Consider the following 22,614-nt stretch of genomic DNA (forward strand, 5'->3'; position numbering starts at 1 on the left):
GCGGATATGCTCGATATCAAACGCATCCCCATCCCCGCTCTGATCGGCATCGTGCTGACGGCATTGTTCGTCCTGGCGGCGGTCTTCGCCCCCTGGATCGCGCCGCACGGCAATGGCGAAATCGTCGGCGATGTCTGGGAACCGATGTCGGCTGCTCATTTGCTAGGCACCGACAATCTCGGCCGCGACCTGCTTTCGCGCATGATCTACGGCGCCCGCATCACTTTGTTCATCGCGGTGCTGGCCACCGCGCTGTCATTCTCGCTCGGCGCCATCCTCGGCTTCTCGGCGGCCGTCTTCGGCGGCTGGTTCGATACGCTGCTGTCGCGCCTCGTCGATCTCTTGATGTCTATCCCGACGCTGATCATGGGTCTCGTCGTGCTGTCCGTGCTACCGACCAACCTGGTGACGCTGATCCTGGTGATGGGCATTCTGGATTCGACCCGCGTCTATCGCCTGTCGCGCGCGGTCGCCGTCGACATCAACGTCATGGACTATGTCGAGGCGGCGAAACTGCGTGGTGAGGGCAGCGGTTGGATCATCTTCCGCGAAATCCTGCCCAACGCATTGTCGCCACTGGTTTCCGAACTCGGCCTGCGCTTCATCTATGCCGTGCTGTTCCTGTCGACGCTGTCGTTCCTCGGCCTTGGCGTGCAGCCACCGGACGCCGACTGGGGCGGCATGGTCAAGGAAAACAAGGACGGCATCGTCTTCGGCATCGCGGCCGCACTCATCCCGGCGGCGGCGATCGCCCTGCTGGCGATTTCCGTCAACCTGGTTGCCGACTGGGTGCTCAACCGGACGACCAGCCTCAAGGGAGGACGCGGGTGATGGCCGACACCAAAGCGAAATCAGGCCTGCTGCTCGACATCCGCAATCTGCGTATCGAAGCCACCGTCTTCCCGCCCGGCGAGCCGCCAAAGAACATCGTGCTGGTGCACGATGTCTCGCTGACGCTTGAAAAAGGCAAGGTGCTCGGCCTGATCGGCGAGTCCGGGGCCGGCAAGTCGACCATCGGCTTGTCGTCGATGGGCTATGGCCGCGGCGGCGTGCGCATCACCGGCGGCGAGGTGATCCTGAACGGCCGCGACATCCTCAAGGGCGGCAAGGACGGCTTCCGCAAATTACGCGGCCGCGAGGTCTGCTATGTCGCGCAATCGGCGGCAGCCGCCTTCAACCCGGCGCACCGGCTCATGGACCAGGTGGTGGAAGCCACGCTGCTGCACGGTACGGCGACACGCGCCGAGGCCGAGAAGCGCGCGGTTGCGCTGTTCAAGAAGCTCAGCCTGCCCAACCCCGAAACCATCGGCGAGCGCTTTCCGCACCAGGTTTCGGGTGGCCAGTTGCAGCGTGTGATGACGGCGATGGCACTCTGCTCCGAGCCGGACCTGATCGTCTTCGACGAGCCGACAACGGCGCTCGACGTGACGACGCAGATCGACGTGCTGGCGGCGATCAAGGACGCCATCCGCGACACCCATGTGGCGGCGCTCTACATCACCCACGACCTTGCCGTCGTCGCCCAGGTCTCAGACGAAATCATGGTGCTGCGCCATGGAAGGCTGGTCGAATGGGGCGGCACAAGGCAGATCATCAAGGAGCCGCGCCAGGAATACACCAATGCGTTGGTCTCGGTGCATGAGATCGAACACCAGGAGCAGAAACCCGGCACGACGCCGTTCCTGTCGGTGAAGAACGTCACCGCCGCCTATGGCCGCAGCGACATCAAGGTGCTGAAGAACGTCTCGGTCGACATCTATCCGGGCCAGACACTGGCCGTGGTCGGCGAGTCCGGCTCCGGCAAATCGACGCTGGCACGCGCCATCACCGGGCTTTTGCCACCCGAAGCGGGTACAGTGACCTTCGACGGACGTCCGCTGGCCAACCGGCTGGCCGACCGGCCGAAGGAGGATCTGCGCCAGTTGCAGATGATCTACCAGATGGCCGATGTGGCGATGAACCCGCGCCAGACCGTCGCCACCATCATCGGCCGGCCGCTCGAATTCTATTTCGGCATGCGCGGCCGCGAGCGCGACAGGCGCGTTACCGAACTGCTCGACAAGATCGAGATGGGCAAGGGCTTTTCCGATCGCTACCCGGCCGAGCTTTCCGGCGGCCAGAAGCAACGCGTCTGCATCGCCCGGTCACTTGCCGCCAAGCCCAAGTTGATTATCTGCGACGAGGTCACCTCGGCACTCGATCCGCTGGTGGCACACGGCATTCTCGAGCTGCTGCTCGAGCTGCAGAAGGAAGAGAACGTCGCCTATCTGTTCATCACGCATGACCTCGCGACGGTGAAGTCTATCGCCGATTCGATCGCGGTGATGTATCGCGGCGAAGTGGTGCGCTATGGCCCCAAGAGCAAGGTGCTGAGCCCGCCCTTCGACGCCTATACCGACCTCCTGCTCTCCTCGGTTCCAGAGATGGAAATCGGCTGGCTGGAAAAGGCAATCAAGGGACGGCGCATGGCCAGCGCGGGGAACTAAAGCAATTCCGGGAAAACTGGAGACCAGTACTCCCGGAAGAAATGCAGGGCGCTTCCCTGGAAATCGCGTCAGATCAAGCCGCCACATCGGGGCGCCGGCGACCGTCATCCGGATGCAACACTAGAACGCCACACGTCCTTCGGGACAAGCGCCGCTCGCACGACTTTTAAACAGGGGTAGGACATGAAGACTGAACTCGATTATCTCGCTGAACTCGCCGGTCAAGGCCGGATATCGCGTCGCGCCTTTCTCGGGCGCGCCGCCGCGCTCGGCGTATCGGCGGCCCTGATGCCGGCGCTGGCCGGCAAGGCATTTGCCCAGACGGCGGTGAAGGGCGGTATCATCAAGGCCGGCCTGCAGGGCGGTGAATCCACCAACAGTCTCGATCCGGCGTTGAACCTCAGCCAGGTTACCTTCAGCTTCGGCAAGCTTTGGGGCGAGTATCTCGTGCGCCTCACACCGGACAACAAGCTGGTCAACCTGATTGCCGAGGAGATTGGCGCCTCGGCCGACGCCAAGACATGGACAATCAAGATCCGCGACGGCATCGAGTTCCACAATGGCAAGACGGTCGGCGCGGAGGATGTTGCCGCCACCATCGAGCGACATGCGGATGAGAAGTCCAAGTCCGGAGCACTCGGCATCCTCAAGAACATCAAGGGGATCAAGGCGAGCGGCAAGGAGGTCATCGTCACGCTCGGCGACGCCGATGCCGACTTCCCCTATCTGATGGCCGACTATCATCTCACCATCCAGCCGAATGGCGGCAAGGACGATCCGAACGCCGGCATCAGCGCCGGTCCCTATAAAGTTAGCGTCAACCAGCCCGGCGTGCGCCATGGCGGCGAGCGTTTCGCCAATTACTGGCTGCGCGACAAGGCCGGCCATGCCGACCAGGTCGAGATCATCGTCATCAATGATGCGACGGCACGGCTTGCAGCCTTGCAGGGCGGCCAGGTGCACATGATCAACCGCGTCGAACCCAAGGTCGTCGATCTCGTCAAGCGCATCGCCGGCGTTTCCATCGAGAACGTCTCGGGCAAGGGTTACTACCCGTTCAATATGTTCTGCGACACCGCCCCCTTCGACAGCAACGATCTGCGCATGGCGCTGAAGCTAGCCATGGACCGCGACGAGATGCTGGAAAAGATCCTGCGCGGCTATGGCTCGGTGGGTAACGACTTCCCGATCAACGAGGCCTATCCGCTGTTTTCCGCCGACATCGAGCAGCGCAAGTTCGATCCGGACAAGGCGGCGGCAGCCTACAAGAAATCAGGCCACAGCGGCTCGATCGTGCTGCGCACCTCGGACGTCGCCTTCCCGGGCGCCGTCGATGCCGCACAGCTCTATCAGCAGTCCTGCGCCAAAGCCGGCATCAAGATCGAGATCAAGCGCGAACCCGGCGACGGCTATTGGTCGGAGGTCTGGAACAAGCAGCCTTTCTCGCTCTCCTACTGGGGCGGACGCGCCACGCAGGACCAGATGTATTCCACCGGCTATGTCTCGACCGCCGACTGGAACGACACGCGCTTCAAGCGGCCGGAATTCGACAAGATGCTGTTTACCGCGCGCGGCGAGCTCGACCAGGCCAAGCGCCAGGCGATCTACCACGATATGGCAGTGATGATGCGTGACGAAGGCGGGCTGATCGTGCCCTTCTTCAACCAGTTCATCGACGCGGCCGCCACCAACAAGATCGGCGGCTATGCCAAGAGCCCTATCGGCGAAATGATGGACGGCTACGCGCTTGCCGAGTGCTGGCTCAACGCTTGAGCGGACTCTGATCGTCCGATTTCATCTATCAAGAACGCCGTGTGCCCAAGACGGCACACGGCGTTCCGTTTCAACTGCCAAGCCGCAAGGAGCCGCCCATGGCGCTCAAATCCAAGCTTTTGCTGATCATCCTCGACGGCGTGCCTTACCGGAACTGGCGCCGGCTGATGGGCAATCTCGAAGGCTGGGTGCAATCGGGCGAGGCGCGCGTCTGGAAAATGCGCTCGGTGCTGCCGTCGACCTCGGCCTGCTGCTATGCGTCGATCCACACCGGGGTTTCACCGCAGGTGCACGGGATTCTCTCCAACGAGAACCGGTTCCGCGTCGAGCAGCCCGATATCTTCTCCGAGGTCAGCAAGGCAGGCGGCAAGACGGGGGCGGTGACCCATTCCTACTGGTCGGAATTCTTCCGCGCCTATCCGTTCGACCTGGTCGAGGACATGGAATTCGACGAGCCAAGCGGGCCGATCACGCATGGCCGCTTCCACACCATGACTGGTTACAATCTCCGCAACCAGATGACGCCGAGCGATGTCGACCTGTTCGCCACGCTGACGATGCTGACGAAACGCCATGGCATCGACTATGGCATCCTGCACACCTGCACGCTGGACTCGATGGGACACCGCTTCGGCCACGACTGCCACGAGATGGACCATGCCGTCTATGCGATGGACGGCATGCTGGCGGCCTTCCTGCCGCGCTGGATCGAAGCCGGCTATGAGGTGATCGTCACCGCCGATCACGGCCAGACCGATCGTGGCCATCATGGCGGCCATGACGACGAGATGCAGGATTTCGCGCTGTACTATTTTGGACAAGATAAGGGTCCGCAGGCCGACACGCTGCTCGACCAGCTGCAGCTGGCGCCGACAGTGCTGAGCCGGCTGGGTGTGGCAATACCGGAGACGATGAAGGCGAAGCCGTTTTTGGGGTGACAAGCGCTCCGTTGGCGTCCCCCTCTCCCCGTCCTTTACGGGAAGAGGGTAAGGATGAGGGCAGCGCCAACATGGCATATGAACAGCGAACGCCGGCGCCGCCCCTCATCCGCCTGCCGGCACCTTCTCCCCGTATAGTGACGGGGGAGAAGGGATGCTCTGGCAACCGCCCCGCTCTTCGGTTAGCCTCCTAAAAATTCCTTGGCGGAGGATGAACCTTTTTGGACCGATCAGCGACAGAGCAGACAGGAGCCAGGCGGCTCGACCGGCCATGACGGCAGCGACGGAGACCGATCGCGCTCTCGTCGACCGGGTCGCGAAGGGCGACCGTGCCGCCGTGCGGCTCCTGTTCATGCGTCACCATGCGCGGGTCTACCGCTTCGTGACGCGCCAGACGGGATCGGAAATGATGGCCGACGATATCGCCAACGAAGTCTTCCTCGAGCTGTGGCGCCAGGCGCCGGGCTTCGAAGGGCGCTCCGAAGTCTCGACATGGCTGCTCGGCATCGCCCGTTTCAAGGCGCTGTCCTTTCTGCGCAAGAAGAAGGAAGACTGGATCGACGACGAGGCCGCCGCCGCGGTGCCCGACGGCGCCGACACGCCGGAAGTCGTCACCATGAAGGAAGACAAGGCCGCCGCCCTGCGGCGCTTCGTCGAAACCTTGCCCGAAGAGCATCGCGTCGTCATCGATCTTGCCTATTATCACGGACAGTCGGTGAGCGAGATCGGCGAGGTGCTCGACATTCCGGTCGCCACCGTCAAGACCCGGATGTTCTACGCCCGCAAGAAACTCGGAGAGGCCCTCAAGGCCGCCGGTTACGACAGGGGGTGGCCATGAGCGCCGCTGAAAAGATGTCGCGCCGCGACGAAATGGAAACGCTGCTGCCGTTCTACCTGAACGGCTCGCTGGAAGGTTCCGATCTGGAAGCGGTCGAGGAATGGCTGGCCAGCGATCCGGCCGCACTTGCCGCCCTTGGTGAGGCTGAAGCCGAATTCTCCGGCGCCACGGCCGCCAACGAAGCAATCCGGCCGCCGGCCGATGCGCTCAGCCGCTTTGCCAAGGCACTCGACGCCGAGGCCGGGCCTGCGCGCAAGCCGGCAGGATCGTCCTGGCTGGCGCAGGCCTGGGGCCGCTTCATGGCGGTGCCGGTCGGTGTCGCCTGGGCGGCAGCCGCGGTTCTGCTGGCCCTGGTCATGGTGCAGTCGTTTGTCGAACCAGGCGGCAAAGGCAATGATTTCGAGATTGCCGGCGCGGAAAACGATCCGGCGAAAATGCCGTTCGCCCTGGTCAAGTTCAAGCCGGATGCCAACATGTCGGACATATCCGCCTTCCTCGGCAGCAACGGGCTGAAGATCATCGGCGGACCGACCGCCGACGGCGTGTTCCGGCTTGGCATTCCGGCCCCGACCGCTGCCGACTACAACAAGCAAATCGGCCTTGTTGCCGCCCAGGCTTTCACGGAAACTGTGATCGAGGGAAGGAAACCCGTTGATGGCGGCTGAGGCAGTCATTCGATTTGCGGCAATCCTTGCGGCGGCGATGACAATCGTCGCCGTGCCCGCGTCGGCGCAGACCAACGACCCCAATCCAGACCAGACCAAAATCGACTGCCGCGACGGGACCAATGCGGCGGGAGCCGACTGCGCCAAGAACGGCAATGACACAAAGGGCGGATCGGACGCAGGCCAATCCGGCGCCGTCTTCCTGCCGGCGCTGATCGTCGACCTGTTTCCCAACCCGGAGGCGCCTCCGACCCCTGTGCCGACGCCACGGCCGGCACCCGCGACGCTGCCTGCCGATACTCAAGCCGGCCCCCCGCCTGGCGGCCCGATCGTCTCGCCGACCGATCTCATCGCCGTTCAGCCGCGGCGCGCCGTGGTCGGCGATTTCGTGCCCGACGAGGTGCTGGTGACCGTCGACGGCGATGCCGGTGCCGTGCAGCAGATCGCCGCCTCCTTCGGCCTGCAGGTGCGCTCGCAGCGCCAGTCGCGGCTGCTTGGCACCACGCTGGTGCGCTTCGGCATTCCCGACGGCCGGCCCGTCGGCGTCGTGCTGGCGCAACTGGCCGCCGACGGCCGCACACAGCGGCGCGAGCCCAATCATGTGTATTCGCTGCAGCAGGCCGCCGGCATCGTCAACTATGCGTTCGATCATATCGCGCTCGATTCCAAACAGGCCAGCGGCGAAAACGTTCGCATCGCGGTGATCGACACCGGCATCGACGACACCAACCCGGCGCTGTCGGGCGTCATTGCCGGGCAGTTCGACGCCATGCCCGACGTGCCGATCGAAAAGCGCGATCACGGCACGTCGATCGACGGGCTGATCGCCGGCGTCGGCGTGCTGGAAGGCATGGCGCCGGGCGCAAAAATCTATCACGCCCGCGCCTTCGAGGGCGGCAAGTCGACCATGGACGTCATCCTGTCGGCGCTCGACTGGGCGGCGGAACAGGACGTGCGCATCATCAATATGAGCTTCGTCGGGCCGAAGAACGATTTGCTCGGCGTCGCCTGCCGCAATGCCCGCGCACTCGGCATGGTGCTGGTCGCCGCAGCCGGCAACAACGGGCCGAAGGCGCCCTATGGCTATCCGGCGGCCTTCGATGGTGTCATCGCAGTCACCGCCACCGACGCCAAGGATGGGCTGATGCCGCAGGCCAATCGCGGCGCCTATGTCTTCATCTCGGCGCCCGGCGTCGAGATGGTGGCGCCGAGCGGCGGCGGTTCGGACGTGGTCACAGGCACCTCGTTTGCGGCGGCGATCGTGAGTGGCGCCATCGCCAATCTCATCCATGCCGCGCCTGATCGTTCGGCCGACGACATCGAGAAAGCGCTCGCGGCGACGGCCAGGGATCTCGGCCCAAAGGGACGCGACAATGATTTCGGCTACGGGCTGCTGGACATCAAGGCGGCAGGGGCTGCGAAGGAGTAAGGTCGGCGCTTGCAGCGCTTCGGGAGACAGTTCTAAACAGGCGCCCCCGCCACCGATCCCCTAACCACCAGGTCGACCGGCCAGACCTCTCCGCGGGCACCCTCCTCCAGGCCGGAAATCCGTGCCGCCAGCCGCTCGGCGACACGGGCGCCGGCCAGACGGATCGATGAACGCGTCGTTGACAGCGGCACCGAAAAATTCTCCGGCCTCAGCCAGGGGAAGACATCGTCATGGGCGATCAGCGACACGTCGCCCGGAATGCTCAGGCCGAGGTCGCGCACCGCACGCACGACGCCCAGCGCCATGATCAGGCTGGAGCAGGCGATCGCGGTCGGCGCGTCGTCCTCTTCCAGCAAGCGCCTGGTGGCGCGATAGCCGTTCTCCTCGGTCATATCGACCGAGCAGACATGGCGTTCGCTCAATGTCAGTCCGCTCGCGGCAAGCGCCCGGCGCACGCCGCGTTCTCGATGGATGGCGAAGGTCTCGCGGTCGTCACCATTGATCAGCGCCAGCCGCCGATGACCGAGCTGGATCAGCAGCCTGGCCGCTTCGTGGAAGGCGCCCTCATTGTCGATGTCGGTAAAAGCATAGTCGAAGTCGAAGCCCTCACTGCGGCCATGGACGATGAAGGGAATGCCGAGCGTGTTGACCAGCGCCACGCGCCGGTCAACGGGCCGCGGCGAGGAGATGTAGACGGCGTCGACCTGCCGGTTGGCGACGATGCGCCGGTAGGTGGTTTCCTGGTCGTCGGCGTCGGCCGGCGACAGCACAAGATCGAGCTCGTGCGAGCGGGCATAGTCGCCAAGACCGGACAGGAACTCGACGAAATGCGGATCGATGTCGACGGACGCACCGGTCGGCAGGACATAGCCGATCATGCCGGTCTTGCCGGTCGCCAGCCGGCGCGCGCTCGGGTTGGGACGGTAGCCATGGCGCTTGGCGGCATCCATGACACGCCTGCGCGTTTCCTCGTTGACCTCGGGATAGCCGTTCAGAGCGCGGCTTACCGTGGTTTGCGAAAGTGCCAGCATGTGGGCGAGCTGCTTGAGGTTCACGAAAGTCTCCATTCCCTCAAAGCGCTTTTAAATTGAATCGACCCAAGTGCCACCGAGGCCGAGCCATACAAGCCGAACCATAGACGCGGTTTGGGCGTGTTTGAAACAAAAATTGCTGCTGCATCGCCATAATAGTATGCTGCAGCGCACTTTCAGGAGTTAAGATGCGCGAACCTAAATCGATTAATTCGCCAGCCTCTTGACTTCCTGGCAATTCAATGGCGTGATCGAAAAAGCCAAAGCGCTTTGGAAGACTCTTCGAAAGGTTGCGGTTCCTTTCCGACTGAGTCACAGTCCTGCGGCGTCGGCGGGCGGAATGGAGGTTCCGTCCGGTGTGTGAGACCCACTGGGAGGAATACCGATGAAGAAAATGCTTTTGCTGGGTGCTGCGTTTGCCACGTTCGCCCTGAACGCGCCCGCGCAGGCCGAACTGAAGTTCAAGCCCGGCGAAGACAAGCGCTTCAACTGGGCGAACTACGAAGAACTCAAGAAAGTCGACCTCAAGGGTGAGACACTGTCGATCTTCGGGCCGTGGCGCGGCGAGGACGAAGGCCTGGTGCGCGGCGTTCTCGACTATTTCTCGGAAGCCACCGGCGTCGAGATCAAATACTCCTCCTCGGAGAATTACGAGCAGCAGATCGTCATCGACACACAGGCCGGCAGCCCGCCCAACATCGCCGTGCTGCCCCAGCCGGGCCTGATCCAGGATCTGGCATCGAAGGGCCTTTTGACGCCACTCGGTGACGACACCGCCAAATGGGTCAAGGACAATTATGGCGCCGGCCAGTCATGGGTCGATCTCGGCACCTTCAAGGACAAAGACGGCAAGCCGGGCTTCTTCGCCTTCCCTTACAAGGCCGACGTGAAGTCGCTGGTCTGGTACTCGCCGGATAATTTCGAGGAAGCCGGCTACAAGGTGCCGAAGACCCAGGAAGAACTCGCCGATCTCGAAAAGAAGATCATCGCCGATGGCGGCAAGCCATGGTGCATCGGCCTCGGCTCCGGCGGCGCCACCGGCTGGCCGGCGACCGACTGGGTCGAAGACCTGATGCTGCGCACCCAGCCTCCGGAGGTCTACGACAAATGGGTGAAGAACGAGATTCCGTTCAACGATCCGGCGGTGGTCAACGCCATCGACATATTCGGCAAGATCGCGACCGACGACAAGATGGTCGACGGCGGCGCCAAGGCGGTTGCGGCGACCGATTTCCGCGACAGTCCGAAGGGTCTCTTTTCGGTGCCGCCGAAATGCTACCTGCACCACCAGGCATCGTTCATCCCGACCTTCTTCCCGGAAGGCACCAAGGTCGGCCAGGACGCGGACTTCTTCTACTTCCCGCCCTATGCCTCCAAGCCTGAACTGGGCACGCCCGTGCTCGGCGCCGGTACGCTGGCGATGATCACCAAGGACAGCAAGAGTGCGCGCGCGTTCATCGAATTCCTGAAGATGCCGCTCGCCCACGAGATCTGGATGGCCGAAGGCGGCTTCGTGACGCCGCTCAAGTCGGTCAACAAGGATGCCTATGCCAGCGACGCGCTGAAGAAGCAGGGCGAAATCCTCGCCAATGCCTCGACTTTCCGCTTCGACGGTTCCGACCTGATGCCGGGCAAGATCGGCGCCGGCGCCTTCTGGACCGGCATGATCGACCTGGTCGGCGGCAAGTCGGCGCAGGACGTCGCCACTGACATCCAGAAGAGCTGGGACGCGATCAAGTAGCGGCCGGCACGTAAGCGACCAACCATTCTCGCACTGGGTCCGGGCCCTACTGGCCCGGATCCGACGGCGGCCCGTGCCGCAGCCTTTCGTCATGAGCGCATTGACATGAAGCGCGATCGGCAATGTGCGCAAACCGCCGATGACGTGCTCCAAACAACTGAATCGGCGCCTGGTCCCCGTCACCAAGGTCATTCCTTGTCGGATCATGCGCAGGGGGAGAGGGACCCATGGCGGCTCAGATTTTCTCGGCCATAACTGTCATCATCATCGGGGTCGGCGGTTGCGTCGCCTATTTCTGGGGCGCCAACAGGCTGGTCGACCTGATATTCCCGTCACGCGGCGTCGCCGGTGCCGCGGCCATCGACAATCTGCGCCGGCAAGGGCTGGTCCGGCCATGGCTGTTCGTCGGTCCGGCGATGATCATCCTCACCATTTACCTGATCTATCCGGTGGTCGAGACGCTGCGGCTGTCGTTCCTCGATCGCAGCGGCATCAATTTCGTCGGCCTGGCGAACTATGAATGGGCGTTCGGCGATCGCGAGTTCCGCAACTCGATCCTCAACAACATCATCTGGCTCGCGGTGGTGCCGGCAGCTTGCACCTTCCTCGGGCTGATCATCGCCGTGCTCACCGACAAGATCTGGTGGGGCACGATCGCCAAGAGCCTGATCTTCCTGCCGCTGGCGATCTCCTTCGTCGGCGCCAGCGTCATCTGGAAATTCATCTACGAGTATCGGGGCGAAGGCCAGACGCAGATCGGCATCCTCAACGCCATCATCCAGCATTTCGGCGGCCAACCGCAGGTCTGGATATCGCTGCCGTTCTGGAACAATTTCTTCCTGATGATCATCCTGATCTGGATCCAGACCGGCTTTGCCATGGTCATCCTGTCTTCCGCCCTGCGCGGCATCCCCGAGGAAACGCTGGAAGCCGCTGTCATCGACGGCGCCAATCCGTTCCAGATCTTCTGGAAGATCATGGTGCCGCAGATCTGGGGCACCATCGCCGTGGTCTGGACCACGATCACCATTCTGGTGCTCAAAGTGTTCGACATCGTGCTGACCATGACCAACGGCCAGTGGAACAGCCAGGTGCTGGCCAATCTGATGTTCGACTGGATGTTCCGCGGCGGCGGCGATTTCGGCCGCGGCGCCACCATTGCCATCATCATCATGATCGCGGTCATTCCGATCATGGTCTGGAACATCCGCCAGGCGAACAAAGAGACGGGAGGACATTGAGATGGCCGTCGCGACCGGAAATTCCTTCGCCAGCCGCTTTGGCGTCCACATCGCCGTGCTCATCTTCGTCGCGATCTGGACCATACCGACGCTCGGCATCCTGGTCTCGTCGCTGCGCGACAAGAACCAGATCATCGCCTCGGGATGGTGGAACTCGTTCGCCAGTTCCACCCAGACGGAAGCCGGCCGGCTGCCGCCCGCCTCGGCGCAAGCCGAGAAGGACGGCAAGTTCGTCCTCGAAGGCAATATCTTCGGCGACGGCGCCAAGCGCGACATCAGCGCCTTCGGCGTCAAATCGGCGGCGCCGACGCAGTATACCTCCGGCACGACAGCCGATCTCGGCGACGGCGTGACCTTGCAACTCAATGCCGACGGCAGCTTCATCATGCAGTCCCCGAAAGCGTTCGAAGGCGATCGCGGCCAGCGCATCTACTATGCCTCATCGGCGCCGCCGAAATTCACCACCGACAATTACAGAACCGTGCTGTTCTCCGAGGGCATCGGACGGTCATTCATGAATTCGCTGACCGTCACTATCCCAGCGACAATCATCCCGATCCTGATCGCCGCCTTTGCCGCCTATGCGCTGGCCTGGATGCGGTTTCCCGGCCGGGCGCTGCTGATCGCGGTTATCATCGGCCTGCTGGTGGTGCCATTGCAGATGTCGCTGATCCCGTTGTTGAAACTCTATAATGGCGTCGGCGCTTTCTTCGGCATGCCGTCGAAGACCTATCTCGGCATCTGGCTGGCGCATACCGGCTTCGGCCTGCCCTTCGCCATCTACCTGCTGCGCAGCTACATTGCCGGCTTGCCGCGCGAAATCATGGAATCGGCGCGCATCGACGGCGCCAGCGATTTCGAGATCTTCGTCAAGATCGTCTTGCCGCTGTCGTTCCCGGTGCTGGCTTCGTTTGCCATCTTCCAGTTCCTGTGGGTATGGAACGATCTGCTGGTGGCGATGGTTTTCCTCGGTACAGAGGCAGACCAGATCGTGCTGACCGCCAAGCTCAACGCGCTGTTGGGCTCGCGCGGCGGCGACTGGGAGATTCTGACGACATCGGCTTTCGTGACCATCATTGTGCCGCTGATCGTGTTCTTCTCGCTGCAGCGCTATTTTGTCCGCGGGCTGCTTGCCGGCTCGGTGAAAGGAGGCTGAGACGATGCAATCCGCTTTGAAGGCCAGCTCGAAGCCTGACCTCGCCATCGATCGCGACTGGTGGCGGGGCGCGGTGATCTACCAGATCTATCCGCGCAGCTATCAGGACTCGAATGGCGACGGCATCGGTGATCTCAAGGGCATCATAGGCCGCCTCCCCTACATCGCCGCACTCGGCGCGGACGCCATCTGGATTTCGCCGTTCTTCAAGTCGCCTATGAAGGATTTCGGCTACGACGTGTCAGACTATTGCGATGTCGATCCGATGTTCGGCACGCTGGCCGATTTCGACGCGCTGACCGCCGAGGCACACAGGCTGGGCTTGAAGGTGATGATCGACGAGGTGCTGTCGCACACCGCCGACAACCACCCATGGTTCAAGGAAAGCCGGTCGAGCCGCAGCAACCCGAAAGCCGACTGGTACGTCTGGGCGGACGCCAGGCCGGACGGCACGCCGCCCAACAACTGGCTGTCGATCTTCGGCGGCTCGGCCTGGCAATGGGACACCAGTCGCCAGCAATATTACATGCACAATTTCCTGGCCGAACAGCCCGACCTCAACTTCCACAACCACGAAGTCCAGGACGCATTGCTCGACGTCACCCGCTTCTGGCTGGAGCGCGGCGTCGATGGTTTCCGGCTCGACACCATCAATTTCTACTTCCACAGCCAGGGCCTGGAAAACAATCCGCCGCTGCCGCCGGAAGAGCGCAACGACCAGACCGCGCCGGCGGTCAACCCCTACAACTACCAGGACCATCTCTACGACAAGAGCCGCCCCGAGAACCTCGGCTTCCTCGAACGGTTCCGCGCCCTGCTCGATGAATATCCGGCAACCGCAGCGGTCGGCGAGGTCGGCGATTCGCAGCGCGGGCTTGAAGTGGTTGCCGCCTACACCGCCGGCGGCAAGCGCGTGCACATGTGCTACTCCTTCGATTTCCTGGCGCCGGAAAAGATCAGCGCGGGCAAGGTCCGCTCGGTGCTGGAATCCTTCGGCAAGGTCGCCAGCGATGGCTGGTCGTGCTGGGCCTTTTCTAACCATGATGTGATGCGTCCGGCCTCGCGCTGGGCGGCCAATGAGGCCGACCCGACCGCCTATCTCAAGGTCATCTCGGCGCTGCTGATGTCCCTGCGCGGTTCGGTCTGCATCTATCAGGGCGAGGAGCTTGGGCTCGGTGAAGCAGAGCTGCGATTCGAGGATTTGCAGGATCCCTATGGCATCCGCTTCTGGCCGGAATTCAAGGGCCGCGACGGCTGCCGCACACCGATGGTGTGGGATGGCGGCGCCAAGAATGGCGGCTTCTCCCCAGCAAAGCCCTGGCTGCCGGTGCCGGCCAAGCATCTAGCGCAAGCGGTCAATGTCCAACAGGGCGACGAGGCTTCGCTGCTTGAGCACTACCGACGCTTTCTCACCTTCCGGCGTGCCCATCCGGCGCTCGCCAAGGGCGACATCACCTTCATCGAAAGTGAGGGAGATACCGTCGCCTTCACGCGCCGCGCAGGCAACGAGCAGATCGTCTGCGTCTTCAATCTGGGAGCAGGGCCGGCCAAGGTTGACCTTGGCGGCCGATCGCTGCAACCTCTGCCCGGGCACGGATTTTCGGGGCAGGCGAACAGCGGTTCCATCGAGCTTGGCGGCTACGGCGCCTGGTTCGGGCGTCTCGACTGAATTTCCAATCACTGGAGGAAACCAATGGCCGATGTCACGCTAAGACAAGTGAAGAAGTCCTACGGCAATCTGAACATTCTCCACGGCATCGACCTCGATATTAAGTCGGGCGAGTTCATCGTCTTCGTCGGCCCGTCGGGCTGCGGCAAGTCGACATTGCTGAGATCGATCGCCGGGCTCGAGGAAATCACCTCCGGCGAGCTTAGAATAGCCGGCGAAGTGGTGAACGACGTGCCGCCGTCGAAGCGCGGCATCGCCATGGTGTTCCAGTCCTACGCGCTCTACCCGCACATGACCGTCTACGACAACATGGCGTTCTCGATGAAGATCGGCAAAGAGAACAAGGCCGAGATCGACCGCCGTGTGCGTCAGGCCGCCGAGATCCTGCAATTGACCAAATATCTCGACCGCCTGCCCAAGGCGATGTCAGGCGGCCAGCGCCAGCGCGTCGCCATCGGCCGCGCCATCGTGCGCAATCCGAAGGTGTTCCTGTTCGACGAGCCGCTTTCGAACCTCGACGCCGCGCTGCGCGTCGCCACCCGCATCGAAATTGCCAAGCTCAAGGAATCGATGCCCAACACGACCATGATCTACGTCACCCACGATCAGGTCGAGGCGATGACGCTTGCCGACCGCATCGTGGTGCTCAAGGACGGCCATATCGAGCAGGTCGGCACGCCGATGGATCTCTACAAGAAGCCCGGCAATCTGTTCGTTGCCCAGTTCATTGGCTCGCCGGCCATGAACATCCTGCCCGCGACCATCGAAAAGACCGGCAATCCGACCGTCGTCAGCCATGTCGGCGGACGCAAGGCAACCGTGCCGATCGCAACGCCTGCTTCGGCGAAGGGTGCTGCGGTGAGCTTTGGCGTGCGGCCGGAGGACCTGATCATCGCCAGCGGCGCGGACTATCTGTTCGAGGGGACGGTCGACTATCTCGAGCAGCTCGGCGAGGTTCAGCTGGTCTATGTCGACATCGGTCGCGCCGACCTGCCGCTGGTGACCAAGCTGCCCGGCAATGTCGAGGTCAAGCGTGGTTCGACGTTGCGGCTGAGCGCCAATGGCGAGGACCTGCATATCTTCGACGCTGACGGACGGTCGTTTGCCCTTCATGAGGCTGAAGCGAAGGCGGCCTGAGGCAGGCCCGCGTGTTGGACGCAAAAAGAGCGGCGGGCTAGGCCCGCCGCTCTTTTGTAGAAGATCAGCTTCGGCTGTTAACGGCCGAAGAGATTCCGGTCGCTGCCCTGAGGGGCGGACTTCTCCACGTCGCCCGACGAATTGAGCAGCTTCTCGACGAGGCCACCGCTGTTGCGGACCGAGCTCGTATGCGCGCTGTCAACCGAAGTAACCGCAGGCTGATTGGCGCCATTGGAGCCAAAGTTGTCGCTGCCGGCGAACGCGCTGCCGGTGATGGCCAGAACGGCGGCGGCAGCAATAAGGATCTTGTTCATTTTAATCTCCTGAATTCTGGATTTCGCCAGGACGGCAGACACAGCTGCCGTCGCTTGCGAAATTGGCTGTTAGCGACCGAAGAGGTTACGGTCGCTGCCCTGAGCGGGCGTCTGGGCAGCCGGTTCCGAGGTCTTGGTGGAAGCCGTGTACGACTGGTCCACTGCGGCGGCAGGCTGGTTAGAGCCGTTCGAACCGTAGTTGTCGCTGCCGGCGAAAGCGCTGCCGGAGATGGCCAGAACGGCGGCGGCAGCAATGAGGATCTTGTTCATCTTAAATACTCCTGAATGTCTGAATTTCGCCAGGGCGGCGGGCGAGCCCGCCGTCGACTGGGAATCGGCTGTTAGTTGTTGCCGAAGACGTTGCGGTCAGCACCCTGGGCAGGCGCCTGAGCAGCCGGTTCCGACTTCTTGGTCGAAGCGGTGTACGAGCTGTCGACAGCAGTGGCTGCCGCGGCGTTCGAACCGTAGTGGTCGCTACCAGCGAAGGCGCTGCCGGAAATGGCCAGAAGGGCTGCGGCAGTGAGAATGATCTTTTTCATTTTTGTACTCCAGTATCGTCTTTTTCCGTCCGTCTAGCGGCGTGTCTTGGAAATGAAATCGCGTCGTTCGGACAGCCCCGATGTGGGAGGGCAACCCCGCCTTTTCCAATCACGAAGTTGTTCCGTGTGGACCATGAATCCACACCTTGAAATTGTGCCAAGGGAATCTACGGGTATATTTTTCTTCTTTAAATCAGCATGTTAAGTGTAACCGCTGGATGGATCACTGACTGTTTCAGAGGCCCAGCGTTCACACCGTCCTGCACGCACCGTCAACAGAAACGAACCGTTCGGTTCGATTTTAGATCGAGCTAATAGTCACTTTTCGAAACCGTTAACCTTTTTTGACCCCGCCAAGGGGTCCGATTCGGGGATATCGCAGCCGGCAAAATGGTCATCCGGGAGGTGGATTTCAGCCCGCGACGGTCTGCGGGAACGTTCGCAGGCCGTGTCGCGCCGCATGGATACGATGTCGTTTTCATGCCGACGGCGCGCCCCCGATCGTGGTTAGATCATACCATCTCAGGTGCCGCTTCGTGACGACGAGGCGGAGAATTGGGAAGCCGGTCAGAATCCGGCGCTGCCCCCGCAACGGTGGTGGAGTTCAAGTCGCAACGGGAGACCACTGGGCAACTGCCTGGGAAGGTGTCGCGATGGTCCGCAAGGACAACTCCAGAGCCCGGAAACCAGCCCGAGATTGTTAGACTCGACTGATCGCGGTGGGCGGTCAAGAGGTGGATAGCGCATGTCTGGCACCTAGCCGGCCTGCGTTTCAATCCTTCCTCCATCACCACCAGTTCAGTCCTTAGAAACGAGGACAGGACATGGATACCCGCAACGACATGCTGAGGCTCCTGAAGGGGCGCCGGCAAGGCTTTTCGCTGGAGCAGCCCTTCTACACCGATCCGGACTACTTCAAGCTCGACATGGAGCTGATCTGGTATCGCGACTGGCTGTTCATCGGCCATGATTGCGAACTGCCGAAGCCGGGCAGCTACATCACCGTGCAGATCGGCGACTATCCGGTGGTCCTTGTCCGCGACCAGCACGGCAAGATCAACGCCTTCCACAATTCCTGCCGCCATCGCGGCAGCCGTGTATGCAACACGGAGAAGGGCACGGCGGCAAAGCTCGTCTGCCCCTATCACCAGTGGACCTATGAGCTGGACGGCCGCCTGCTGTTTGCCCGCCAGATGGCCGACGGTTTCGACAAGAGTGATTTCAGCCTGAAGCCGGTCGCCTGCGAGAGCGTCGGCGGCTACATCTTCATCTGTCTGGCCAAGGAGCCGGCGGATTTCGCGCCGATGCGGGCGATGATCGAACCCTATCTTTTGCCGCACCGGTTGCGTGAAGCAAAGATCGCCTTCGAGAGCACGATCGTCGAGAAGGGCAACTGGAAGCTGGTCTGGGAAAACAACCGCGAGTGCTATCACTGCGCCGCCAATCATCCTGAGCTGTGCAAGACCTTCCCCGAGGCTCCGACCGTGACCGGCGTCAACGGCGCCGACAGCGACCCTGAAATGGTCGCGCACTGGGCCAAATGCGAGGCATCAGGCCTGCCGAGCAAATTCCGCATCGATCCGGCAGGGCAGTACCGCGCCACCCGCGCGCCGCTGCTGCGCGATGCCGTCAGCTACACCATGACGGGAAAACGGGCGGTCCAGAAGAACCTGTCCGACAGCGTTTCAACCGACCGCATCGGCTCCTTGCTGCTTTATCATTATCCGACAACCTGGAACCATATCCTCGGCGACCATGCCGTCACCTTCCGCGTGCTGCCGATCAGTGCCACGGAAACCGCGGTGACGACAAAATGGCTCGTCCACAAGGATGCGGTCGAAGGCGTCGACTACGATCTCGCTGAGCTCACCCATGTCTGGACCGAGACCAACGACCAGGACCGTCGCATCGTCGAGGAAAACGCCTTCGGCATCTTGTCGCCGGCCTACGAACCAGGCCCCTATTCGGAGCTGCATGAGGGCGGCGTGATCCAGTTCGTCGAGTGGTACGCGTCGTTCATCGGACCGCGCCTTGCAGAAGGCGACCGGCCGGCCCTGCGCAGCGTCGCCTAGCCCAGGGGACAAGAGGATGAATGCGATGACGGACCTTGGCCTCTATCGCCATCTCGACCAGATGACGCCCTGGAACGACAGGCTGCAGGTGCTGGAAGTGATCGGCGTCAGTGACGAAGCGCCTGACGTGAAGACCTTCACCTTCCGCTCCGACAACCAGACCTGGTTCCGCTACAAACCGGGCCAGTTCGTGACGCTGGAATTACCGACATCGGACGGGCCGCTGATGCGCACCTACACGCTGTCGTCCTCGCCGTCGCGGCCGTTCTCAATCGCGGTGACGGTCAAGGCGCAGGCGGGCAGCACCGGTACGCGCTGGATGTTCGACCATCTGACGCCGGGCTCGCACGTCAAGGCCTATGGGCCGACCGGCGACTTCTCGCTACACAGCCACCCGGCGGCCAAATATCTGTTCATTTCGGCCGGCTCCGGCGTGACGCCGATGATGTCGATGCTGCGTTGGCTGAACGACTGCGCGCCATGGACAGATGTCGGCTTCGTCAACTGTGCGCGCCGCCCGGAAGAGATCATTTTCCGCAAGGAACTCGAGCTGCTCGGCAGCCGCATGCCCGGCCTGTCGCTCGGCTTCATGATCGAGGAGCGGTCGAGCCGCGAGGGCTGGTTCGGCCATATGGGCCGCATCGACGCGATCCGGCTGCCATTGCTGGCGCCCGATTTCCGTGAGCGCGAGATCTTCTGCTGCGGCCCCGATCCCTTCATGCGCGCCGTGCGCGGCATGCTGGACGCCGCCGGCTTCGACATGGCGAAATACCATCAGGAAAGCTTTGCGGCGCCTGCCGTGGAGGAGATCCCGGCGCCGTTCTCGCCGCCGGCGGAAGACGGCGCCGCTGCTGCTGTCGAGGCCGTGACACCAATCCGGTTCTCGCTTTCCGATGTCGATGCCGAATGCGTCGCCGGCCAGACCGTGCTGCAGACGGCACGCGCCTCTGGGGTGCGGATTCCCGCCGCCTGCGAGTTCGGCCTGTGCGGCACCTGCAAGGTGAGGAAGGTCGCGGGCGATGTCGAGATGAGCCACAATGGCGGCATCCTCGATCACGAAATCGAGGACGGCTTTATCCTCGCCTGTTGCTCGAAGCCGCTTTCTGCGCTTGAAATCGAAGCGTGATCGGCTGCGCTCGCCCCGAGCCTGCGCTATCTTGCCAAAAACCCTGCAAATGGTTAGACGCCTGCAACGGTGGGGTTGACCGTAAGGCCCGAAGATCATCTCCGCGGCCTGCTCGGCGGGGGAGCAAACATGCGACAATCCGGCATCTATGCCATTGCCAGCAAGGATATCGTCTTTGAATCCTTCGACGGCGAAGCCGTCGTTCTTGACCTGACCACGGGCAAATATTTCGGCTTCTCTGATTCAGGCAGCAGACTTTGGGATGCACTGTCGTCCGGCGTGCCTGCCTCCGAACTGGTCGGCGCCACGACCGGAATTGGCGCCCTCGATGCCGCCGCGATTGACGGCTTTGTTTCACAATTGCTCGAATTCGGTTTGCTGGCGGCCGTAACCGATGGCGTGGCAAGACCGGTTCCAAGCGAATTGCTGGCTCAGCTCGCCGCTGCCAGAGAGCCCCTCAAGGTCGACATCCATGACGATCTCGCCGATCTCATTGTCGTCGATCCCATCCACGAGGTCGAGGAGCCCCTCGGCTGGCCCGCGGTGAAGCAAGCCAACTGAAGCGCCCATCAGGTTCTCGTTGCCGGACAGCTCCGGAACAGGCAAACCCATGCCGAACGTCACTCTCGAAAACTTGGTTGACTACGCACGTCATGTCCTGGCGCAAGCAGAGAGCAGCGCCGCGCATTATCCACTGACCCGCAAGGCGAGCTTGCCGCATCTGGATCTGACCGCGCATGTCAGCGCCGGCGCGTTGGCGGATGCCGTCGCTCATGGCTTTGTCACTGCTCCGGGCAACCGAACGCCTGCCGACATCTGCCGCGTCTTCGTCGCGCATCCCGGCATAGACGGCATCGCGGCACCGGCCAGGTGGGGCCAGGGAGCCTTCACGCAGCATGGCTTCGCCACCCAACTGGCGGAAGCCGGTTTGCGTGGCAACCATTTCCACGACCTGGATTTCTGGCAGTTCTATGATCCGCAACGTCGCGTTGGCGTGCAATTGATGGCTTCGGCCGACGCCTTTCCGCCGTGGGAGCCGGGAGCGCCGCTGCGGGCTTTCCTGCATTGGGAATATGGGGCGCGCGGCATGCGCCTTGCCCATGCCGGCACGCTCGGCGCCAATGGCAAGGGCGTCCTGCTGGCCGGTGCGGGCGGGGCTGGGAAATCCGGAACCGTTGCCGCCGGCCTCCTCAACGGACTGGACAGCGTCGGCGACGACTATGTGCTGGTCGACCTTGCCAACGGCGTGACTGCCCGCCCACTGTTTTCAACGCTCAAGCAGGATCCCCAAGGGTTCGCGCGGCTTGGGCTGAAGCATCGGCTGCCGGCGCATGGTCCGCTCAACTGGCAAGGCAAGCATGCTTTTCACATTGATGACATCGCGCCCCGACCCGTGCCCGAAACTCTGGACATCGTTGCGCTGGTGGTGCCACATATCGGCGGAGGCGAGGCAAGTTCAATCGTGCCGGTGTCGCGCAGGGATGCCATGATCGCCTTGGCACCGTCCGGCATAGCGCAGATGCCGGGCGAGCGAGAGAGCGGCTTTCGCTTCTTCAGCGACCTGACCCGCCTGCTGCCGTGCTATCGTCTGTCGCTGGGGACGCAGCCCCAGGAGATAGCCGGCACGATTGCCGACTTTCTCGCGCGGGGCGATTCGTGAAACTGAGCGTGATAATGCCCGTCTACAACCGTGAACGCTATGTCGTTTCGGCATTGCGCTCGCTGGTGCGGCAGCGGGACGCCGCCGATCTCGACATCATCGTCATCGACGACGGCTCGACCGACGGCTCTGCTGAGGCCGTGCGCTCGATGATGCGCGAAAACCCCTGTATCCGACTGTTCCAGCAATCCAACATGGGCGTGGCCAGGGCGCGCAACGCCGGGCTGCGGCAACTGCCGCCGGATGCGGAGTTCGTTTCGTTTCTGGATTCTGACGACATCTCGCCGGCCGGACGGTTCAAGGCCGATCTCGCCCGCTTCGAGGCTACCCCCGGGCTTGAGTTGACCTATTCGCTGATGACGCTGGTCGACCGGATCGACGATGAGCGGCTGAAACCGGCAGTCGACAGCCGCACGATGACGCTTCGGGGAATTTCGCTGAGCGCCGCCGTGTTCAGCAGAGGGCTTGTCGACCGGACGGGCGAGTTTGATGAGGATTTCGAGCAGGCTGAGGATACCGACTATCTGCTGCGCGTTTTCGAGGCGGGACCGAACTACGAATTGTTGGACGCCGTCGCGATCTACTACCGACGCCATGCCGGAAATGTCACCAAGGAACATAGCGGCAGGGTCCGCAACCACTTGCGTGCAATCCACAAGTCGATGCGGCGGCGCAAGGCCGATCCGTCACGGCGTGAGGTCCAGGGCATCTTCGAATTGAAGAGTCCCGCCGATTGGCGAATGCTATGATGCTCGACACAATCGGGTCGGATCAGCCAAGCCCGGAACGCTGCTGGAGA

21 protein-coding genes and 1 riboswitch are annotated in these 22,614 nt (G+C 62.6%); of the genes, 17 read left to right on the forward strand and 4 right to left on the reverse strand.

Annotated features, from left to right (window positions below; translation table 11 throughout):
* Nucleotides 1-6: 6 nt before the first annotated feature.
* The 7 genes from NKI21_RS02155 to NKI21_RS02185 all read left to right on the forward strand — a co-directional run bounded on the left by NKI21_RS02155 (nt 7) and on the right by NKI21_RS02185 (nt 8,129).
* The gene (locus NKI21_RS02155) at nt 7-831 is read left to right on the forward strand and encodes an ABC transporter permease (RefSeq protein ID WP_023813640.1); all 825 of its coding nucleotides are present in this window, start codon (nt 7-9) and stop codon (nt 829-831) included.
* Nucleotides 831-2,486, forward strand: a complete 1,656-nt coding sequence (locus NKI21_RS02160; protein WP_023813641.1) for an ABC transporter ATP-binding protein — start codon at nt 831-833, stop codon at nt 2,484-2,486. Before NKI21_RS02155 ends, NKI21_RS02160 begins: the two co-directional genes overlap by 1 nt.
* Before the next feature lie 183 nt (nt 2,487-2,669).
* Entirely contained in the window at nt 2,670-4,259 is a 1,590-nt protein-coding gene (locus tag NKI21_RS02165; RefSeq protein WP_128302766.1) for an ABC transporter substrate-binding protein, read from the forward strand.
* 98 nt (nt 4,260-4,357) lie between these two features.
* The gene (locus NKI21_RS02170) at nt 4,358-5,197 is read left to right on the forward strand and encodes an alkaline phosphatase family protein (RefSeq protein ID WP_023813643.1); all 840 of its coding nucleotides are present in this window, start codon (nt 4,358-4,360) and stop codon (nt 5,195-5,197) included.
* A gap of 271 nt (nt 5,198-5,468) precedes the next feature.
* Nucleotides 5,469-6,035 (forward strand): sigma-70 family RNA polymerase sigma factor, encoded by a 567-nt coding sequence (locus NKI21_RS02175; protein WP_023813644.1) that lies wholly within the window; start codon nt 5,469-5,471, stop codon nt 6,033-6,035.
* Nucleotides 6,032-6,700: a hypothetical protein gene (locus NKI21_RS02180; protein ID WP_023813645.1), complete on the forward strand. Its 669-nt coding sequence runs from the start codon at nt 6,032-6,034 to the stop codon at nt 6,698-6,700. The genes NKI21_RS02175 and NKI21_RS02180 overlap by 4 nt, the downstream gene beginning before the upstream one ends.
* The gene (locus NKI21_RS02185) at nt 6,690-8,129 is read left to right on the forward strand and encodes a S8 family serine peptidase (RefSeq protein WP_023813646.1); all 1,440 of its coding nucleotides are present in this window, start codon (nt 6,690-6,692) and stop codon (nt 8,127-8,129) included. The genes NKI21_RS02180 and NKI21_RS02185 overlap by 11 nt, the downstream gene beginning before the upstream one ends.
* Before the next feature lie 32 nt (nt 8,130-8,161).
* On the opposite strand, the gene NKI21_RS02190 is transcribed toward NKI21_RS02185, so the two are convergent.
* The gene (locus NKI21_RS02190) at nt 8,162-9,184 is read right to left on the reverse strand and encodes a substrate-binding domain-containing protein (protein ID WP_023813647.1); all 1,023 of its coding nucleotides are present in this window, start codon (nt 9,182-9,184) and stop codon (nt 8,162-8,164) included.
* A 361-nt stretch (nt 9,185-9,545) separates the two neighbouring features.
* Between NKI21_RS02190 and NKI21_RS02195 the strand changes: the two genes are divergently transcribed.
* The 5 genes from NKI21_RS02195 (at nt 9,546) to NKI21_RS02215 (ending at nt 16,104) form a co-directional block, all read left to right on the forward strand.
* On the forward strand, nt 9,546-10,901 hold the full coding sequence (locus NKI21_RS02195) for an ABC transporter substrate-binding protein (RefSeq protein ID WP_127267791.1): 1,356 nt from the start codon (nt 9,546-9,548) through the stop codon (nt 10,899-10,901).
* Between the two features lie 227 nt (nt 10,902-11,128).
* Entirely contained in the window at nt 11,129-12,142 is a 1,014-nt protein-coding gene (locus NKI21_RS02200; RefSeq protein ID WP_023813648.1) for a carbohydrate ABC transporter permease, read from the forward strand.
* Between the two features lies 1 nt (nt 12,143).
* Entirely contained in the window at nt 12,144-13,298 is a 1,155-nt protein-coding gene (locus tag NKI21_RS02205) for a carbohydrate ABC transporter permease (RefSeq protein WP_023813649.1), read from the forward strand.
* Nucleotides 13,299-13,302: 4 nt separating this feature from the next.
* Entirely contained in the window at nt 13,303-14,967 is a 1,665-nt protein-coding gene (bglA, locus tag NKI21_RS02210) for a beta-galactosidase BglA (RefSeq protein WP_031213706.1), read from the forward strand.
* A gap of 24 nt (nt 14,968-14,991) precedes the next feature.
* Nucleotides 14,992-16,104, forward strand: a complete 1,113-nt coding sequence (locus NKI21_RS02215) for an ABC transporter ATP-binding protein (RefSeq protein WP_023813651.1) — start codon at nt 14,992-14,994, stop codon at nt 16,102-16,104.
* A 77-nt stretch (nt 16,105-16,181) separates the two neighbouring features.
* Here the strand turns inward: NKI21_RS02215 and NKI21_RS02220 are convergent, their stop codons facing one another.
* The 3 genes from NKI21_RS02220 to NKI21_RS02230 form a co-directional block, all read right to left on the reverse strand.
* Nucleotides 16,182-16,418 (reverse strand): DUF680 domain-containing protein, encoded by a 237-nt coding sequence (locus NKI21_RS02220; protein WP_023813652.1) that lies wholly within the window; start codon nt 16,416-16,418, stop codon nt 16,182-16,184.
* A gap of 69 nt (nt 16,419-16,487) precedes the next feature.
* A complete protein-coding gene (locus NKI21_RS02225; RefSeq protein WP_023813653.1) occupies nt 16,488-16,688 on the reverse strand; it encodes a DUF680 domain-containing protein in 201 nt (66 codons plus the stop codon).
* A 71-nt stretch (nt 16,689-16,759) separates the two neighbouring features.
* A complete protein-coding gene (locus NKI21_RS02230; RefSeq protein WP_352440474.1) occupies nt 16,760-16,957 on the reverse strand; it encodes a DUF680 domain-containing protein in 198 nt (65 codons plus the stop codon).
* 507 nt (nt 16,958-17,464) lie between these two features.
* A riboswitch (cobalamin riboswitch) is annotated at nt 17,465-17,666 on the forward strand.
* A 115-nt stretch (nt 17,667-17,781) separates the two neighbouring features.
* Here NKI21_RS02230 and NKI21_RS02235 point away from each other — a divergent pair.
* From NKI21_RS02235 to NKI21_RS02255, 5 genes are all read left to right on the forward strand, one after another.
* Nucleotides 17,782-19,029 carry an aromatic ring-hydroxylating oxygenase subunit alpha gene (locus NKI21_RS02235; RefSeq protein ID WP_023813654.1) on the forward strand — a complete coding sequence of 416 codons (1,248 nt, stop codon included), beginning with the start codon at nt 17,782-17,784 and terminating at the stop codon, nt 19,027-19,029.
* Between the two features lie 25 nt (nt 19,030-19,054).
* Nucleotides 19,055-20,155 carry an FAD-binding oxidoreductase gene (locus NKI21_RS02240; protein WP_127289670.1) on the forward strand — a complete coding sequence of 367 codons (1,101 nt, stop codon included), beginning with the start codon at nt 19,055-19,057 and terminating at the stop codon, nt 20,153-20,155.
* Nucleotides 20,156-20,284: 129 nt separating this feature from the next.
* Nucleotides 20,285-20,716, forward strand: coding sequence for a PqqD family protein (locus NKI21_RS02245; RefSeq protein ID WP_352440475.1), 432 nt, complete (start codon nt 20,285-20,287; stop codon nt 20,714-20,716).
* A gap of 49 nt (nt 20,717-20,765) precedes the next feature.
* Complete coding sequence (locus tag NKI21_RS02250; protein WP_352440476.1) at nt 20,766-21,815, forward strand: serine kinase; 1,050 nt, start codon at nt 20,766-20,768, stop codon at nt 21,813-21,815.
* 14 nt (nt 21,816-21,829) lie between these two features.
* A complete protein-coding gene (locus tag NKI21_RS02255; protein ID WP_352440477.1) occupies nt 21,830-22,564 on the forward strand; it encodes a glycosyltransferase family 2 protein in 735 nt (244 codons plus the stop codon).
* Nucleotides 22,565-22,614: the final 50 nt, after the last annotated feature.

Origin of the sequence: Mesorhizobium sp. M0715, from assembly GCF_040320355.1 — a bacterium.
GTDB lineage: Bacteria > Pseudomonadota > Alphaproteobacteria > Rhizobiales > Rhizobiaceae > Mesorhizobium.

Coding starts and splice junctions, on each gene's coding strand:
- NKI21_RS02155 (WP_023813640.1), top strand. CDS start 7: ATGCTCGATATCAAACGCATCCCCATCCCCGCTCTGATCGGCATCGTG.
- NKI21_RS02160 (WP_023813641.1), top strand. CDS start 831: ATGGCCGACACCAAAGCGAAATCAGGCCTGCTGCTCGACATCCGCAAT.
- NKI21_RS02165 (WP_128302766.1), top strand. CDS start 2,670: ATGAAGACTGAACTCGATTATCTCGCTGAACTCGCCGGTCAAGGCCGG.
- NKI21_RS02170 (WP_023813643.1), top strand. CDS start 4,358: ATGGCGCTCAAATCCAAGCTTTTGCTGATCATCCTCGACGGCGTGCCT.
- NKI21_RS02175 (WP_023813644.1), top strand. CDS start 5,469: ATGACGGCAGCGACGGAGACCGATCGCGCTCTCGTCGACCGGGTCGCG.
- NKI21_RS02180 (WP_023813645.1), top strand. CDS start 6,032: ATGAGCGCCGCTGAAAAGATGTCGCGCCGCGACGAAATGGAAACGCTG.
- NKI21_RS02185 (WP_023813646.1), top strand. CDS start 6,690: ATGGCGGCTGAGGCAGTCATTCGATTTGCGGCAATCCTTGCGGCGGCG.
- NKI21_RS02195 (WP_127267791.1), top strand. CDS start 9,546: ATGAAGAAAATGCTTTTGCTGGGTGCTGCGTTTGCCACGTTCGCCCTG.
- NKI21_RS02200 (WP_023813648.1), top strand. CDS start 11,129: ATGGCGGCTCAGATTTTCTCGGCCATAACTGTCATCATCATCGGGGTC.
- NKI21_RS02205 (WP_023813649.1), top strand. CDS start 12,144: ATGGCCGTCGCGACCGGAAATTCCTTCGCCAGCCGCTTTGGCGTCCAC.
- bglA (WP_031213706.1), top strand. CDS start 13,303: ATGCAATCCGCTTTGAAGGCCAGCTCGAAGCCTGACCTCGCCATCGAT.
- NKI21_RS02215 (WP_023813651.1), top strand. CDS start 14,992: ATGGCCGATGTCACGCTAAGACAAGTGAAGAAGTCCTACGGCAATCTG.
- NKI21_RS02220 (WP_023813652.1), bottom strand. CDS start 16,418: ATGAACAAGATCCTTATTGCTGCCGCCGCCGTTCTGGCCATCACCGGC.
- NKI21_RS02225 (WP_023813653.1), bottom strand. CDS start 16,688: ATGAACAAGATCCTCATTGCTGCCGCCGCCGTTCTGGCCATCTCCGGC.
- NKI21_RS02230 (WP_352440474.1), bottom strand. CDS start 16,957: ATGAAAAAGATCATTCTCACTGCCGCAGCCCTTCTGGCCATTTCCGGC.
- NKI21_RS02235 (WP_023813654.1), top strand. CDS start 17,782: ATGGATACCCGCAACGACATGCTGAGGCTCCTGAAGGGGCGCCGGCAA.
- NKI21_RS02240 (WP_127289670.1), top strand. CDS start 19,055: ATGACGGACCTTGGCCTCTATCGCCATCTCGACCAGATGACGCCCTGG.
- NKI21_RS02245 (WP_352440475.1), top strand. CDS start 20,285: ATGCGACAATCCGGCATCTATGCCATTGCCAGCAAGGATATCGTCTTT.
- NKI21_RS02250 (WP_352440476.1), top strand. CDS start 20,766: ATGCCGAACGTCACTCTCGAAAACTTGGTTGACTACGCACGTCATGTC.
- NKI21_RS02255 (WP_352440477.1), top strand. CDS start 21,830: ATGCCCGTCTACAACCGTGAACGCTATGTCGTTTCGGCATTGCGCTCG.